Origin of the sequence: Shewanella sp. GD04112 (assembly GCF_029835735.1) — a bacterium.
GTDB lineage: Bacteria > Pseudomonadota > Gammaproteobacteria > Enterobacterales > Shewanellaceae > Shewanella.
Window position 1 is genome coordinate 2,977,072 of the sequence record NZ_JAOEAL010000001.1, and the last position, 16,290, is coordinate 2,993,361.

Here is a 16,290-nt window from a genome sequence, read left to right on the forward strand (position 1 = left end):
TACTTTGCTGGCTTACTCGGCGTCTTGACTGGTTTTTCGTTCAGTCTCGGCACAACGTCAGCTCAAATGCTCGCTGAGTCTCACCGCCCGCATCATCCTTTGGAACCTGCGCTTCGCCACTTAACGAAACGCAAGTCCAACGTAGCAAATTTTACTGTGGCGATAAGCCTTAGTTACAGCGCCGCCGCATCGTAAAAAGGTGCCGAGGCTTTATCTTGGTGAGCCGCAGCTTTGGCTAATACCGCTTGTTCATCATCGATAGTCGCGGCAGCACCCTGCTCAGGGCGTAAACCCAGACGGCGGAACAGGCCCATATCATCACTTTCTTCAGGGTTTGGCGTAGTCAGTAACTTGCAGCCATAGAAAATCGAGTTCGCGCCCGCAAAGAAACACATAGCTTGCAGTTCGTCAGTCATGTTTTCACGGCCCGCCGATAAACGTACGCGGGACTTAGGCATTAAAATACGCGCCACGGCGATGGTACGGACAAACTCCAGCGGATCTAAATCATCGAGTTTTTCGAAGGGGGTGCCCGCCACTTTGACCAACATGTTAATGGGCACTGAATCGGGATGCTGAGGCAAATTAGCTAGTTGTTGCAATAAGCCCGCTCGGTCGGTGGCCTTTTCGCCCATACCAACAATACCGCCAGAGCAAACTTTCATGCCCGATGCGCGCACGTGGCTTAAGGTATCTAAACGGTTTTGATAGGTACGGGTCGTGATCACATCGCCGTAATATTCAGGCGAGGTATCTAAATTGTGGTTGTAGTAATCAAGACCGGCATCGGCCAGCTCATTGGCTTGTTCGGCACTTAACATTCCTAGGGTCATACAGGTTTCCATGCCGAGGGCTTTGACCTCTTGCACCATTTGCTTGAGGTATGGCATGTCTTTATCTTTCGGGTTACGCCAAGCGGCGCCCATACAGAAACGTGAAGCGCCCGCGGCTTTAGCACTGCGCGCTTCAGTCAATACGGTTTCCATCGCCAATAGTCGCTCTTTTTCAAGGCCAGTGTCGTAACGCGCACTCTGCGGACAATATTTACAATCCTCAGGACAAGCACCGGTTTTGATCGACAGTAATCGGCTGATCTGCACTTCATTAGGATCGTACACTTCACGGTGGATACTGTGTGCTTTAAATAATAAGTCATTCATCGGCAGCGCAAATAAGGCTTCGATTTCTTCCCGCTTCCAATCATGACGAACTTGCAACTGCGACATTGAACACCCTTTTATTTTTGTATTTTACCTTGGCTAGGATAACCTCAGCCCTTAAACTGTCAACGCCAACCAGTGATACAGGTTTACCACTGATTAATTTTCAATCAACACTGTGAGCTTTTATGCGCAATTTACTCGATTTTGATTTTGATAGCGCCCATATTTGGCATCCTTATACCTCCATGACCCGCGCACTTCCTGTTTTTGGGGTACACAGTGCCCAAGGCTGCGAGCTGGAATTGGTCGATGGCCGTAAGCTTATCGATGGCACCAGCTCTTGGTGGGCCTGCGTACATGGCTACGGGCACCCGGCGATATTAACGGCGATGGAGCGGCAACTGCACCAACTTAGCCATGTGATGTTTGGCGGCATTACCCACGAGCCAGCCATTACACTCTGCAAAAAACTGCTGGCGATGACCTGCGAGCCCCTCACTAAAGTCTTTCTCTGCGACTCAGGCTCAATTGCCGTCGAAGTCGCCATCAAAATGGCGCTGCAATATTGGCAGGGGCAAGATTTGCCTTCAGCGCAAAAGGCCCAAAAACAGCGCATTCTTACGGTGAAGAAGGGTTACCATGGCGATACTTTTGCCGCCATGAGTGTCTGCGATCCCGAAGGTGGCATGCATACCATGTTTGGCGAGGCCGTAACGAAACAGTGTTTTGTCGATGCGCCGCAAACGCCCTTCGGTGAGCCATTACACCAAGATGATTTAGCGCCAATGCAGCGTATTTTACGCGAGCAACATCAAGACATTGCCGCCGTGATTATCGAGCCGATTATGCAGGGTGCAGGGGGAATGCGCTTCTACAGCAGCGAGTATTTACGCAGCCTGCGCGCCCTGTGTGATGAATATAATGTGCTGCTTATCCTCGATGAAATTGCTACGGGTTTTGGCCGAACCGGTAAGTTATTTGCCTATGAACATGCTGACATCACGCCCGACATACTCTGCCTAGGCAAAGCGTTAACGGGCGGTTATATCAGCCTTGCCGCCACCTTATGCACGGATAACGTCGCCCAAGGCATTAGCCAATCGCCCGCTGGTGTCTTTATGCATGGTCCCACATTTATGGGCAATCCCCTCGCCTGCGCCGCCGCCTGCGCCAGCTTAGATTTAATCAATCAGCAGGAGTGGCCTGCACAGGTTGCCGCCATCGAGCAGCAAATGCGGCGTGAGCTTGACGATGCCATTGATATTCCCAGCGTGAAAGAGGTGCGCGTGCTCGGCGCGGTTGGCGTGCTCGAAATGCACCAAGCGGTCAATACCGCGGCGCTGCAGCAGCAATTTGTCGACTTAGGCGTATGGGTGCGTCCTTTTGCCAACCTGATTTATATTATGCCGCCCTATGTGATAAGCCCTGCGCAGCTGACACAACTGACTCGGGCGATGAAGCAAGTGGCGGCAACGATTGCCCCGCCCCATGCCAATCAAAGCGAGGCTCTGGTGAAAGAGAGCATCACTATCAGTCACGGCTAAGGTTGTTCAATCACAATGCACTCGTGATGCAAACTCTGCACGTCTTAGCTTGGCCCCATTTAAACTCAGCCAAATATCAGTTCAACCGAGTGAGTAACACTCGGCTGGACTGTTTCTCTAAGGCCTCTGACTTTGGCTTTGCGATCCTAACCCTACTCACTCAACTGGCTCACTCAATCTGCTCACTCAACCGGCTCAGAATTGAGTTATCTTTTGTACTCTTAATGTGGTTCACCTTACTTTGAGTGAAAGACGTCACATAAAAACGCTTTAGATAACCTCGTTCACAAATTGCATAAAATCTCACTATTTTCACATTTATTTAGCAAGTTAACTGGAAAATTAGTTAAAGCCAGTAATGCTTAATAACACTGACTTCCACATAAGTACGTTTCATAAGCAGCCGCTAAAAACCTAGGCAAAAAGGATAGCTTAGTGAGCGTTACCAAGAAAAAGGAGCTTTTATGTTTAAACTCGCCGACATTCCCGTCAGCCGAAAACTCGCGCTACAACTTATCACAGCCCTTATCGGCGCCTTAATTCTTCTCACCCTTTCTGTCACTACCTTAAAAAGCAATTTGATGGCAGAACGTGAAGCCAGACTCAACGCTGTGCTCAGCTTAGCCCTCAGTCGCATTCAAGCTTTACAACAAAACTTACCCCTAGAGCAGGCTCAACAAGCCGCAAAAGAGATGCTTAACAATATGCGGTTCGACGGTGACAACTACCTGTTTGTAATTGATGAAACACGCCACATCATAGTTCATCCCGTTAAACCCGAGTTAGTCAGCCAGCAAATGGGCAACACTGGCGCTGAGCAGTATTGGTTTAACATGGTCGAGTTAGGGCGCAATGGTCAGCAAGGTGTCTTGCAATATCCTTGGGTAACAGGCAATGGCAAAAAAGCCCAGAAAATGTCCTTAGTGATGGGGTTTAAACCCTGGGGCTGGATTTTAGGCTCGGGGATTTTACTGCAAGACATTGAAAACACGATTTGGCATGAATATGTGCTAATGGGCGGCACTACACTTATTCTCATTCTGCTGATGGCGGCACTGGGCTACATCATCAGTCGCTCGATTGTTCAACCCTTAGAGCAAGTGAACAACGCGATGCAAATCATCGCCACTGGCAACCTTACGCCGCAGCTTGCGGTCACTGGCAAAGATGAACTTGCAACCCTAGCGCACAATATCAATCAGAGCATGACAAGCATTCGAACGGCACTGGCAGAGGCTAACCACAGCGCCGACAACGTCTCACAAGCCGCTTCACGTATCGCATCAACCGCCGAAGAAACCAATCAAGCGGTAAACAACCAGCGGGATCAACTCGCCCAGTTAGCCACGGCGATGAACGAAATGAGCGCCACCATTGCCGATGTGGCCAATAATGCCGAAAGTACCGCGAAAGACACCAAAGAAGCCACCCGCGAAGCCGGACTTGGCGATAAAGACGTGCACGCCAGCGTTGATGGTATCCATGCGCTTGCCAAAGAAGTGGAGCAAGCAACGCAGCAAGTGAACAAGCTAAAAGAAGAAATCATGCAGATCAGTGAAGTGACGGCGGTGATCAGTGGCATTTCGGATCAAACCAATTTATTGGCATTAAACGCCGCCATTGAAGCGGCGCGTGCCGGTGAGCAGGGCCGAGGTTTTGCCGTGGTGGCCGATGAAGTGCGGCAATTAGCCAGCAGAACGAGGCAATCCACAGAGGAAATTCAAAACACCATTTCCCTATTACAACAACGTGCTGTCAGTGCCGCCAATGCGATGGATACGAGCCGCGATCTGGCTGAAAAGAGCGTTGACCAGTCCACAAAGGCAGGCAACGATTTATCCCTCATTGTGACCCATATTAAGCACGTGAGTGATATGGCCACCCAGATTGCAACCGCGGCCGAAGAGCAAAGCGCGGTGGCAGAAGAAATGAACCGTAACGTCTGCGGGATTAATAGTTCGGCGCTTGAAGTGTCTGAATCAGCCACCTATCTTGCTCAAGAAAGCGAAAGCCTCGCCGAGCTATCGCTTAATCTCAATACCAAACTGGCGGCGTTTAAGCTCTAAATCAGAGTGATATCAGAGTGAATTCAATAGGAGCCAACATCCTGATGTTGGCTCCTTCTTTAACGACTCGCCTTGACTAGGCTCGAAATCAATGCCCGCAGCGCCGCGGGTTTAATCATTTTCGCCATATAGTGGTAACCGCGGCGCTGCACATCTTCCACCAGCTCTTTGCGAGTATTGGCCGTGATTAAAATTCCCGGTAACTCTTTTCCATAGAGCGCGCGGATCCCGTCCATCGCATCGACACCATTTTGGCCATCGTCCAAGTGGAAATCCGCTAAAACAATATCCGGTGCCACCCCTTTTAGGCCTAACTTTATGCGTGCATCGGCTAAATCCTTGGCACAAATCACCTCACACTGCCAACGGCTCAGTAGACTCTCAAGCCCTGCCAAAATGGCCTCTTCGTTGTCGATACACAGCACTTTAATGCCAGACAAAGGTTGCAATAGCGATGGCAAGGCCTTCACCTGCGGCTGACGCACGGTTTCCCCTAAAGGCACACTAATAGAGAACACTGAACCACGTCCAAGCTGTGAGGACACTTGAATACTGTGGTTTAGTACCCGACTGATCCTATCGGCAATCGCCAACCCAAGGCCAAGGCCGCTAACGCTCTTACTACGAGGATTATTTAAGCGCTTAAACTCTTTGAAGATTTCACGGGTTTCATGCTCATCAATCCCGCAGCCCGTATCCAATACTTGGATCTCTAACTCACTGCCGCGATGGCGGCAGCCAAACAGCACTCGTCCACCTCGGGCATAACGATAAGCATTGGTTAAGAAGTTTTGCAGCACGCGCCGCAGTAGCGAAGGATCTGAGTTGACCGTCGCACTACAGGGGATCATCTTAAAACGAATTTGATTGTCCGCCGCCATCGCCTCAAATTCGACCGACAGACCATTGAGCAGCTCAGATATGGCAAATTCCCGCCGATTGACCTCCACCATGCCGGAATCGAGCTTCGAAATATCCAATAAGTCGGTGAGCAACTCGCCCGCTGTTTTGAGCGAGCTATTCACATGGGATAGGGTCGTGCGCGCCTCGCGGTCCAAATTAGGGTATTGGGACAAGGACGCGGTAAACAATCTCGCCGCATTCAGGGGTTGCATTAAGTCGTGCCCTACCGCCGCTAAGAAGCGACTCTTAGAAGCGTTCGCCATTTCTTCCTGCGCTTTGGCCTCAAGCAACTCACTGTTTAGCATGGCTAATTCGTAGGTACGCTCTTTGACGCGTGACTCGAGGGTTTCATTGGCCTCAAGTAAAGCCCGTTCCTGTTCACGGTATTGAGTAATGTCGGTAAAGGTCATCACAAAGCCACCATCTGGCATGGGATTGCCTTGAATTTTAATCACTTTGCCGTCTTTACGTTGCCGCTCTGAGGTATGCGGCGTGCCATTACGCATATGCTGCACACGTTTTTCGACCTGCGACTCGATATCCCCCTCACCGCAATATCCCCGCGCCGCGTTAAAGCGGATCACTTCACCAATCGGCATACCTTGCTGCAAGAATCCTTCCGGATATTGATACAGCTCGACGTATTTGTAGTTCCATGCCACCAAGTTGAGGTCGCTGTCGATAACGCTCATCCCTTCATAGGCATGCTCGATAGCCCCGCGCAGCATATCTTGGCTGAGCATGATTTTGGATGAGGCTTCATCGACAAGGCTAAAGACCTCATCGAGCGCCAAGTCGCGCCCCTGTAAAACCGAGTCCATTACCAAGGAGGCACTGGAAGCGCCAAGTACACCGGCGAGTAAGCGTTCGGTGTGGGCGATAAGCTCAGGGGTTGCGGCCTTGTGCCAGCTGTCACTCTTAACCGCCTCGGTGGAGAATCGGCTAAAGCTTTCATAGGCGCGGGTTGGGCTCACAAAGCGACTGGCTAAGATCAGCAAGTCCTGCTGGGAAATAGGGCCATTTTTCTTATTGGCATTATTTTTAAGCTTACCCGGGCTGACAAAGGCGCTGGCTTGAATACGCTCGGCCACCCCCGCCCTAAACCAAATCGAGCCTAAGATATAGCAGGCAATATTAGCGAACAAGGCTGTGAGGGCATCACGCACATTGGGAGTAATGGCATCTAACAGGTCGATATTACTCGACAATAAGGTCGCCACATTTTGGCCGTCATTCATGCCGCTCAGCATGATGTAAAACCACAGGCTAAAGCCCACACTTAAGCCTAAAAACACCCCAGCACGATTACCGTGCTTCCAATAGAGACCTCCCACCAGCGCGGGAGCCAGCTGGGCAAACGCCCCAAAGGATAACATCCCAAGGTGCGACAAGGAGTCACTGTCGGCGAGCGCCAGATAACTGCCATACCCCAGACCGAGGATGATGACGATGGCAAGGCGGCGTGCATTTAACAGCATCTGCGAAAACTGACTGAAATTCTTCTCACGGATATTGCCCGTGCGCAGCATCACTGGCACCAGCCACTCGTTACTCACCATCACGCTTATTGTCACGACCGCCACAATCACCATGCCAGTTGCCGCTGATAAAGTGCCTAACAACGCAATCACGGCGAGCAGTGGATGATCTAACGCAAGCGGTAAATTGATCACATAAGTGTCTGCGGCAACGCTATCGCCGAGGATGACTTTACCCGCTAGGGCCAGTGGCCCAACGAATAAGCCAAACAAGGCCAAATACAACGGGAATAACCAGCGCCCCTTGGACAACACCGACTCATCGGCACACTCCACCACCATCACGTGGAATTGCCGTGGCATACATAAAAACGCCGCCATGCCGACGAGCAGCTCAGGCATTAAGGCTTCGATGCGAGGATTTGGGTAATTAATTAAGGCTTTTTCACTCGCCTGCTGCCAGATATCACCAAAACCATCGAACACCCCAAAGCTAATCACAATCCCCACCAGCAAAAATGCCGCCAGTTTGACTAGCGATTCAAAGGCAATCGCCAGCATCATGCCGGGGTTATGCTCGGTGGCATCGAGCTTACGCGTTCCAAATAGAATGGCAAAAATCGCCAGCAATGCTGTGATAAGTAAAGGGATAGTAATGCCGTTTAAAGGATCGTCTGCTGGCTGAAACAAATTAAGGCTAAATACCATCGCCTTAAGTTGCAGGGCAATGTAGGGCATGATGCCAAATAGCGCGATGAGGGTAACAATGGCCGCCAAGGTTTGTGACTTACCGTAACGGGCGGCGATAAAGTCGGCGACCGAGGTAATATTTTGCGCCTTGGACACGAGGACCATCTTGCGCAGCATGCCAAAACCTAAGGTGAAAATAATGATAGGACCGATAAAAATCGGGATGAAGGACCAAAAATCATTAGCCGACTGCCCTACCGTGCCTAAAAAGCTCCAGGAAGAACAATAAACCGCCAGACTTAAGCCATAAATGCCAACCTGCAGCTTCTTGGTCACGCCGCTAAACCAACGCTCCGCGCCCCAGGCTAAAAGGAATAAAAGTGAGACATAACAAATAGCAATAACGGCGACGACTAAGGTTAGATTCATATTTTTGCTCTTTTTTCCATTATTGTGCGATAAATAATGGCTGAAATCTAGCCAGATTTTCGAATGCAACAGCCTAAATATAAAGGAAATTTTAAAACTAGACCAAGGTCTAATGGAGTTGCCAGCCCCTTGCATACCATACTCAGACTACGCAATTTTTAGAAAGGGAAGCCCTATGAGCTCGCAGTCTCTCTACAAAGTCTCCGGCAATATCGCTGCCAATGCACTTGTAAATAACGATCAATATAAAAAAATGTACCAAGAGTCGATTGTCAATCCAGAGGGTTTCTGGAGAGAGCACGGCAAACGGATCGATTGGATAAAGCCATACACTAAAATCAAAAAAACCACTTTTGACGATCATAACTTATCGATTAACTGGTTCTACGACGGCACCCTAAACGCCTCAGCCAACTGCTTAGATCGCCATCTAGCAGAGCACAGCGACCGCGTTGCCATCATTTGGGAAGGCGATAACGCCAGCGAACAACGTAAAATCACCTACGGTGAGCTGCATACACAAGTGTGTAAGTTTGCCAACGCCCTACGCAGCCAAGGCGTGCGTCGTGGGGATATTGTGACCATTTATATGCCAATGGTGCCAGAAGCGGCTGTCGCTATGCTGGCCTGTGCCCGCATCGGTGCCGTGCACTCGGTTGTCTTTGGTGGCTTCTCACCCGATTCTATCGCTTCACGGGTCATCGACGGTAAATCTAAAGTGGTTATCACCGCCGATGAAGGTATGCGTGGTGGCCGCGCGATCCCACTCAAACGCAACATCGACGATGCGCTAAAACATCCTGATGTCACCAGCGTTGAGAAGGTGATTGTACTTAAACGTACTGGCGGCAAGGTTGACTGGGTAGAAGGCCGCGATGTGTGGTGGCATTCTTTGGTTGAAACCGCATCCGAGCACTGCGCCATTGAAGAAATGGGCGCCGAAGATCCGCTCTTCTTGCTTTATACCTCTGGTTCAACTGGTAATCCCAAGGGCGTATTGCACACCACCGGCGGTTATATGGTGTATGCCTCTATGACCCATGAGTATGTGTTCGATTACAAACCCGGTGAGATTTACTGGTGTACCGCCGACGTGGGTTGGATCACGGGTCATTCCTACATGGTGTACGGCCCACTCGCTAACGGTGCTACCGTGCTTATCCACGAAGGGATCCCTAATTACCCAAGCCCTGCACGTTTAGGCGAGATGATTGACCGTCACAAGGTGAATATCCTCTACACGGCGCCGACACTTATCCGTGCACTGATGGCCGAAGGTAAACAGCATTTTGACAAGTATGATGGCAGCTCGTTGCGCATCATGGGCTCTGTGGGTGAACCCATCAACCCTGAAGCTTGGCGCTGGTACCACGAGGTCATCGGCCATGAGCATTGCCCGATTGTCGATACTTGGTGGCAAACCGAAACCGGCGGCATTTTGATTACGCCGTTACCAGGCGCAACCGATACCAAACCTGGCTCGGCGACTCGCCCCTTCTTTGGGGTACAACCGGCGCTCGTGGACAACATGGGTAACATTTTAGAAGGCGCTACCGAAGGTAACTTAGTGCTGCTCGACTCATGGCCAGGCCAGATGCGTACCGTATATGGCGACCATGAACGCTTCGTGCTGACCTACTTCAAAACCTTCCGTGGCATGTACTTTACCGGTGACGGCGCGCGCCGCGATGAAGACGGTTACTACTGGATCACCGGCCGTGTAGACGACGTGATTAACGTCTCTGGACACAGATTAGGCACAGCAGAGGTAGAAAGTGCACTGGTGTCACACGAACTGGTCGCTGAAGCCGCCGTTGTGGGCTATCCCCATGATATTAAAGGCCAAGGTATTTATGCCTATGTGACGTTAACCCGCGGCACAGAAGAGAGTGAAGAACTTCGCCAAGAGCTGCGCCAATGGGTTCGCAAAGAAATTGGCGCCCTGGCCACACCGGATCTTATCCAGTGGGCAACAGGATTACCTAAGACCCGTTCTGGCAAAATCATGCGCCGCTTCCTGCGTAAGATTGCCGCGAACGAAGTGACCAACTTAGGTGATGCATCAACGCTGGCCGATCCAGCCGTGATTGAGACCTTGATTGAAACTCGCTTGAATCGTAACGAGTAATCGTTATCCCGCGCTTAATCGTGATTTATCACGGTTAAGCGCAGCTTTAGCTCCTGTACGTTTGAACCTTGCTCCGTCGAGTACAGGTTCCTTTAAATGAAGCAAACCCTGTTGAGAAAGTGCCTGATTGCCCCTTTCTCTTAGTTGCCCCTCCAACCAAGGGGCATTTTTTTGGTTCTGTGTTAAGCTTGGCGCCAAACTCAATCGACCAAGAATAGCTAACAGCGTGTCAGTTAATTCCAGCCCAAGCGTTACCCTCAGGGATTACCAGCAACAAGCCGTCGATGCCGCCATCGCGCATTTTAAAAAAAGCACCGATTCCGCCGTGTTAGTCCTACCAACGGGAGCCGGGAAAAGTATCGTTATTGCCGAGCTTGCCCGCATCGCCAGAGGACGAGTGCTGGTTTTAACCCATGTGAAGGAACTGGTTGCCCAAAACGCGCAAAAGGTGGGATTACTGACGACTGAGGCCAGCATTTACTCCGCTGGGTTAAATCAAAAATCGACTGACGGCAAAACCGTCGTGGCCAGTATCCAATCCGCCGCGCGCGCATTAAATCAATTCGATGAGCCCTTCTCGTTAGTGATTATCGATGAGTGCCACAGAGTCAGCCTCGAAAAAACCAGCCAATATCAGCAGATCTTAAGTCATTTACAGCAGCGTAATCCCAAGCTGAGGTTATTAGGCCTAACGGCCACTCCCTATCGGCTCGGTACGGGCTGGATTTACAAACGCCATTACCATGGCAAAGTTGGCTCGCCTGAACTTGGGATCTTCGAGCAGTGTATTTTCGAGCTCCCCATCCGTCCGCTGATTAAACAAGGCTATTTAACCGCGCCCACTTTATTTGATGGTTTAAGCGCTCAATATGACTTCAGCCAAATCAAGCCCAATGACAATGGCGAATATCCCGAGGCCCAAGTCAATGCGCTGCTGAATCACGCCGGACGCGCGACAACGGCGATTGTGAAGCAACTGATTGAACTGAGTCACCATCGCCAGGGGATCATTATTTTCGCGGCGACAGTGCGCCATGCTGAGGAAATTGTCAGCCAGCTGAACAAAGAGCACAGCGAGCAAACGGCAATCGTCACGGCGCAGACGCCAGATAATGAACGTGATGAACTTGTCGAGCGCTTTAAAGCGAGGGAGCTTAAGTTCCTCGTCAACGTGGCGGTATTGACCACGGGATTCGATGCGCCCCATGTGGATTTGATTGCGATTTTACGTCCCACCGCATCGGTGAGTTTGTTTCAGCAAATGATTGGCCGCGGTCTTAGGATCTGTGAAGGTAAAAAAGATTGTTTAGTGATTGATTACGCTGCCAATGGCTATGATTTGTATTTTCCAGAAGTCGGCCAAGCGAAGCCCAATAGCAAGTCGGTTCCGGTACAAGTGCACTGCCCTGTCTGCCAGTTTGCCAATATCTTTTGGGGATTAACCGACAATGATGGCGATATTATCGAACACTTTGGCCGTCGCTGTCAGGGCATAGTCGAGCATCATGGGCAAAAGCAGCAATGTGACTTTCGATTTAGGTCTAAATCCTGTCCCGATTGCGGGCAAGAGAACGACATTGCGGCGCGTATTTGCCAGCATTGCCAGTCGACCTTAATCGACCCCGACAAACGCCTTAAGCAAGTATTGAACAAGCAGCACCATCATCTGTTCCGCTGCCAGCATATGACGTTAATGGATGATGCGGGCGATCTTAAGGTGCAATATCTGGACATTGAAGGAAACGAGTTTAACCGACGCTTTAAACTGCAAACGCCCGCCCAATGGCGTGCCTTGTATGCGCTGTTTATTTTCCCCCATAGTCGCACGCCGGGCCTTAAACCTAAGCAATACAAAAAAGTGTCTGAGCTGATTGCCGATAGCGCCGCCTTTCGAATGCCGGATCTGTTACTGCTGAAAAAGCACAAGAAAGGCTGGGATCTGCTCGAAAGCTATTTCGATTACCAAGGGCGCTATCAAACTGAAAATAAACACATCTGACATTATCAATTCGGTTAGCGCTATGGTATAAAACGCTTAAAGTAATCCTAAGGAGCTATTATGTACGTTGTTATTTTTGGCCGTCCTGGCTGTCCTTATTGCGTGCGAGCAGTACAACTGTCAGAGCAACTCGTTGAAAAACGTGATGACTTTAAATTTAGATACGTGGATATCCACGCCGAAGGGATTTCTAAAGCAGATCTCGAGAAGACTGTCGGTAAGCCAGTCGAAACTGTGCCACAGATTTTCGTTGATGAAAAACACGTAGGTGGTTGCACCGATTTCGAACAATATGTTCGCGATAACAACCTGTTAGGTTAATCCTAATACCAAATAAAAAGGAGACCTCAGGTCTCCTTTTTATTTATTACATCAAACGTTAGAGCACATACTTCGCCGAGAAGATGATCCGGCTTAAATCACCATCATCACCATTCTCTTTACTGTTTTGGGCGTACATATATTCCACCCCAAAGGTCAGTGGTTTACTAGGGGAATACAACAGGTTGATATAGCCAGAATAGGCATCCTTATTCACCCCTATGCCCGTTAAAGCCACATCATTATCCGCTTGCATACCAGAGAGTGTCACACTGGTGCGCCACTGTTCGTTCCACCAATGACGGTAAGACACAAAGCCGCCGAAGGTACGAATGGATTCGATATCGCCGCTCGCATCTAACACACCCGCATTAATGTAGTTAAGCGCCATATAACGCCCTAAACCGTCACCATAGGTTGCGGTAAAGCGCAGATCATCTTTACCAATGGGGATAATCCCCGCCACACTGGCGCCGTAACCAAAGCTCGAACTATCGATTTGGGTCGCACCGATTTTGGTTTCTAAATTGAGTTGACGAGCAATACCCGCAAACGAGAATGAGGCGCCGCCGTCCGTCTTGAGATTGTATCGCGCCACCACATCAGGCACGACACCATTACCACTGGTGATGCGTGCGCCACCTTGGTTCGGAGTTACCGTTGTTTCAGGGTTTTCTATCGCAAATTGGAAGTTGCCATGGGTATAACGCAGTAACGATTGACGCACAAAGGGCGTACCATCTGCAGCACCCACAAAGTCGAGGTTTTCGGGCAGAGCTGCAGGGTTTTGGAAAGTGGTCCAGGTTTGACCTACGGTCCAATTATCATAGGATACATAGGCATGGCGGATACGTGGTGAATAGCTGTTAGACACCCGCTCATTACCATCTGTGTGGGTCATAAAATCCAGTTCAATAAAGCCCGACAAGCTATGGCCATCAAGATCCGTTGCCGCCTTAAAATTGAATCGCGTTTCACGGGCTTGGAAATCCACCACTTGGTTACCGTTGCCGTCTTTACCGTAAATGGTACCCGGCACGTAAAACTGACGGGATAAATCCCCCGAATCGGGTGCCCCATTGCCATAATCGCTGAACATCACGTCCGCCTTGATATAGCCACCAAATTCAACGTCAGTATTTTTTAAAGAAGCCGCATTGGCAGAGCCCATAAATGCCAATAAGGTTGCAGAGTAAAGCAAGCTAAGTTTTGCTTGTTTCATTTTATGTTTCCCCAGTTGTTATTATTTGTCCGCAGCCAATATGGACAATTTAACAAGCGAGCAACATTGGCAATAAGTCTATGAGACAAAAGTTGAAAATGCTGAATATAACGCGAAAATACTTTGGGATTGCAAGCTAAAGAGGAGTTTACTAGGGAATTTTAGAGTGGTGGGTCGTGAAGGATTCGAACCTTCGACCAATTGGTTAAAAGCCAACTGCTCTACCGACTGAGCTAACGACCCATCTAAGGACTCTGAATTTTACACTCTCAGAAAAGTGGCGAATCGTGAAGGATTTAAACCATTCGATTGATTGGTTAAAAGCCTACTGCCCTCGCTTTATAAAATAAGCGACAGGCTAACGACCCATCTAAGACTCTGAATTTTACACTTCCAGAAAAGTGGTGGGTCGTGAAGGATTCGAACCTTCGACCAATTGGTTAAAAGCCAACTGCTCTACCGACTGAGCTAACGACCCATCTAAGGACTCTGAATTTTACACTTTCAGAAAAGTGTGTGAATCGTGAAGGATTTAAACCATTCGACTGATTGGTTAAAAGCCAACTGCCCTAGCTTTATAAAATAAGCGACTGAGCTAACGACCCATCTAAGGACTCTGAATTTTACACTCTCAGAAAAGTGGTGGGTCGTGAAGGATTCGAACCTTCGACCAATTGGTTAAAAGCCAACTGCTCTACCGACTGAGCTAACGACCCATCTTATTTACAAACTTCAAATACCGCTAACTTATTCTATTTACTAGAGTAAGTGGTGGGTCGTGAAGGATTCGAACCTTCGACCAATTGGTTAAAAGCCAACTGCTCTACCGACTGAGCTAACGACCCATTTACTGGTATTTTGCGCCCCGAACGACCTCGCCGTTCCGAGGGCGCCTATAATACCTTTTTCATTTTCCCATGCAAGCGTAAATTCCCAATTTTTTGTCGTTTGCATGAAAAACAGACTAAGAGTATGTTTTTTAGTTAATTATGCTTTAATTGCAGCCAATTGTTGTTGTGCAATGCGTGCTGCAGCGCTGTTGGCGTAGTCTTTTACTACTTGTTGGTAGTATTGAGTCGCGCCGGCTTTATCACCGGTTTTCTCTGCGATCATGCCAAGCTTCACTAGACTGTCACCACGTTTGTTCGAATCACTAAAACGGGTCACGACAGTATTGAAGGCTTGTTTGGCTTCAGCAAATTCACTCTTATTAAACAGTAACTGTCCTAACCAATAGTTGGCGTTGGCAGCATAGACTGAATCTGGATACTGTTTAATGAAGGCACGAAACGCTGGGATAGCATCGTCATACTTGCGCTCTTTCAGCACTAAGTTCACCGCACTTTCGTAGCTGGCCGTTTCACTTAAGCTACTGGCGGCGGCATTGGCGGTAGCTGCCACAGCAGCAGGCGTTGCAGGAGTAGAAGCAGCTGGCGCAGCAGCGGCTTTGGAGGATAAATTGGCAATTTCATCGTAAAGCTGACGCTGACGTTGTTGCATCTGCTCTATTTGATAATTCTGTTGTTCGGTCAAACCACGTAAGTCGAGAACTTCTTGTTGCAAAGTATCCAGACGGCGCTGCATATCAATTTCGCTTTGTTGTCTCGATTTTACAATGCGCTCTAAACGAGCAAGTCTGTCATCACCTGAACCACCAGCAATATCTTCAGCAGGAGCAGGAGCTGCCACTGCAGCTCCTGCGCCGAAGAACATTGCCGTAATTAAGACGGCACGTTTCATCTAGTTACTCTCCGTAATTCAATCTTAGTAAACTAAAACTGCACGACGGTTTTTAGCAAAACCTTCATCGGTACGAGTGAAGTCAAGTGGCTTTTCTTCGCCATAGCTTACGATGCTCATTTGGCTAGGTTGTACACCCATGCCTTGTAAGTATTTAGCAACAGCTTTAGCACGACGCTCACCCAGTGCGATGTTGTATTCTGGCGTGCCACGCTCGTCGGCATGACCTTCAATCAATACACGTACGCTTGGGTGCTCAACTAAATAAGTACCGTGGGCTTCGAGTACGGCGGCGAATTCAGTTTGAACTTCACTGCGGTCGAAGTCGAAGTAAATGATGTGTTCTTTTCTCAACTGCTCGAGTTGCTGACGTTGTTGCTCTTCAGGTGACAACATTCCACCAATACCGCCAGTTTGAACGCCACCACCATTCAGTTCGCTACCAGAACCGTTTGTAGAGCCCATTGCATCAGTTTCTGATTCAGAAGTTGAGCTACACGCACTAATAGCCATAATTGGAAGTGCTACCAACATAGCTTTTAACAACTTGTTCAGATCCATTATCTGTTCCTTATAAAATTAAATGTGAATAAATCTAGCTAATACA

Annotated in this window: 10 protein-coding genes and 6 tRNA genes; 5 read left to right on the plus strand and 11 right to left on the minus strand. The window is 49.2% G+C overall.

What is annotated here, in order from left to right:
- Positions 1-173 precede the first annotated feature (173 nt).
- Positions 174-1,226 carry a biotin synthase BioB gene (gene bioB, locus N7386_RS13225; RefSeq protein WP_011623120.1) on the minus strand — a complete coding sequence of 351 codons (1,053 nt, stop codon included), beginning with the start codon at positions 1,224-1,226 and terminating at the stop codon, positions 174-176.
- Between the two features lie 122 nt (positions 1,227-1,348).
- Between bioB and bioA the strand changes: the two genes are divergently transcribed.
- Positions 1,349-2,707 (plus strand): adenosylmethionine--8-amino-7-oxononanoate transaminase, encoded by a 1,359-nt coding sequence (gene bioA / locus N7386_RS13230; protein WP_279768968.1) that lies wholly within the window; start codon positions 1,349-1,351, stop codon positions 2,705-2,707.
- A gap of 464 nt (positions 2,708-3,171) precedes the next feature.
- On the plus strand, positions 3,172-4,773 hold the full coding sequence (locus tag N7386_RS13235; protein WP_279768970.1) for a methyl-accepting chemotaxis protein: 1,602 nt from the start codon (positions 3,172-3,174) through the stop codon (positions 4,771-4,773).
- Between the two features lie 59 nt (positions 4,774-4,832).
- On the opposite strand, the gene N7386_RS13240 is transcribed toward N7386_RS13235, so the two are convergent.
- On the minus strand, positions 4,833-8,273 hold the full coding sequence (locus tag N7386_RS13240) for a NahK/ErcS family hybrid sensor histidine kinase/response regulator (RefSeq protein WP_279768972.1): 3,441 nt from the start codon (positions 8,271-8,273) through the stop codon (positions 4,833-4,835).
- 175 nt (positions 8,274-8,448) lie between these two features.
- On the opposite strand from N7386_RS13240, the gene acs reads away from it, so the two are divergent.
- The 3 genes from acs (at position 8,449) to N7386_RS13255 (ending at position 12,721) form a co-directional block, all read left to right on the plus strand.
- Positions 8,449-10,401: an acetate--CoA ligase gene (acs, locus tag N7386_RS13245; RefSeq protein ID WP_086902146.1), complete on the plus strand. Its 1,953-nt coding sequence runs from the start codon at positions 8,449-8,451 to the stop codon at positions 10,399-10,401.
- Positions 10,402-10,627: 226 nt separating this feature from the next.
- Positions 10,628-12,400 carry a DEAD/DEAH box helicase gene (locus N7386_RS13250; protein WP_279768974.1) on the plus strand — a complete coding sequence of 591 codons (1,773 nt, stop codon included), beginning with the start codon at positions 10,628-10,630 and terminating at the stop codon, positions 12,398-12,400.
- A gap of 60 nt (positions 12,401-12,460) precedes the next feature.
- Positions 12,461-12,721, plus strand: a complete 261-nt coding sequence (locus tag N7386_RS13255; protein ID WP_011072684.1) for a GrxA family glutaredoxin — start codon at positions 12,461-12,463, stop codon at positions 12,719-12,721.
- Positions 12,722-12,779: 58 nt separating this feature from the next.
- Here N7386_RS13255 and N7386_RS13260 read toward each other — a convergent pair whose 3' ends face one another.
- From N7386_RS13260 to pal, 9 genes are all read right to left on the minus strand, one after another.
- Positions 12,780-13,943 (minus strand): DcaP family trimeric outer membrane transporter, encoded by a 1,164-nt coding sequence (locus N7386_RS13260; protein WP_279768976.1) that lies wholly within the window; start codon positions 13,941-13,943, stop codon positions 12,780-12,782.
- Positions 13,944-14,110: 167 nt separating this feature from the next.
- A tRNA-Lys gene (locus tag N7386_RS13265) sits at positions 14,111-14,186 on the minus strand.
- Between the two features lie 35 nt (positions 14,187-14,221).
- A tRNA-Lys gene (locus tag N7386_RS13270) sits at positions 14,222-14,311 on the minus strand.
- Positions 14,312-14,345: 34 nt separating this feature from the next.
- Positions 14,346-14,421: transfer RNA gene (locus N7386_RS13275), tRNA-Lys, on the minus strand.
- A 39-nt stretch (positions 14,422-14,460) separates the two neighbouring features.
- Positions 14,461-14,548, minus strand: a tRNA-Lys gene (locus N7386_RS13280).
- A 35-nt stretch (positions 14,549-14,583) separates the two neighbouring features.
- A tRNA-Lys gene (locus N7386_RS13285) sits at positions 14,584-14,659 on the minus strand.
- Between the two features lie 53 nt (positions 14,660-14,712).
- Positions 14,713-14,788: transfer RNA gene (locus N7386_RS13290), tRNA-Lys, on the minus strand.
- A gap of 142 nt (positions 14,789-14,930) precedes the next feature.
- Positions 14,931-15,683, minus strand: a complete 753-nt coding sequence (gene ybgF / locus N7386_RS13295; RefSeq protein ID WP_279768977.1) for a tol-pal system protein YbgF — start codon at positions 15,681-15,683, stop codon at positions 14,931-14,933.
- Between the two features lie 24 nt (positions 15,684-15,707).
- Positions 15,708-16,244, minus strand: coding sequence for a peptidoglycan-associated lipoprotein Pal (gene pal, locus N7386_RS13300; RefSeq protein WP_011717443.1), 537 nt, complete (start codon positions 16,242-16,244; stop codon positions 15,708-15,710).
- Positions 16,245-16,290: the final 46 nt, after the last annotated feature.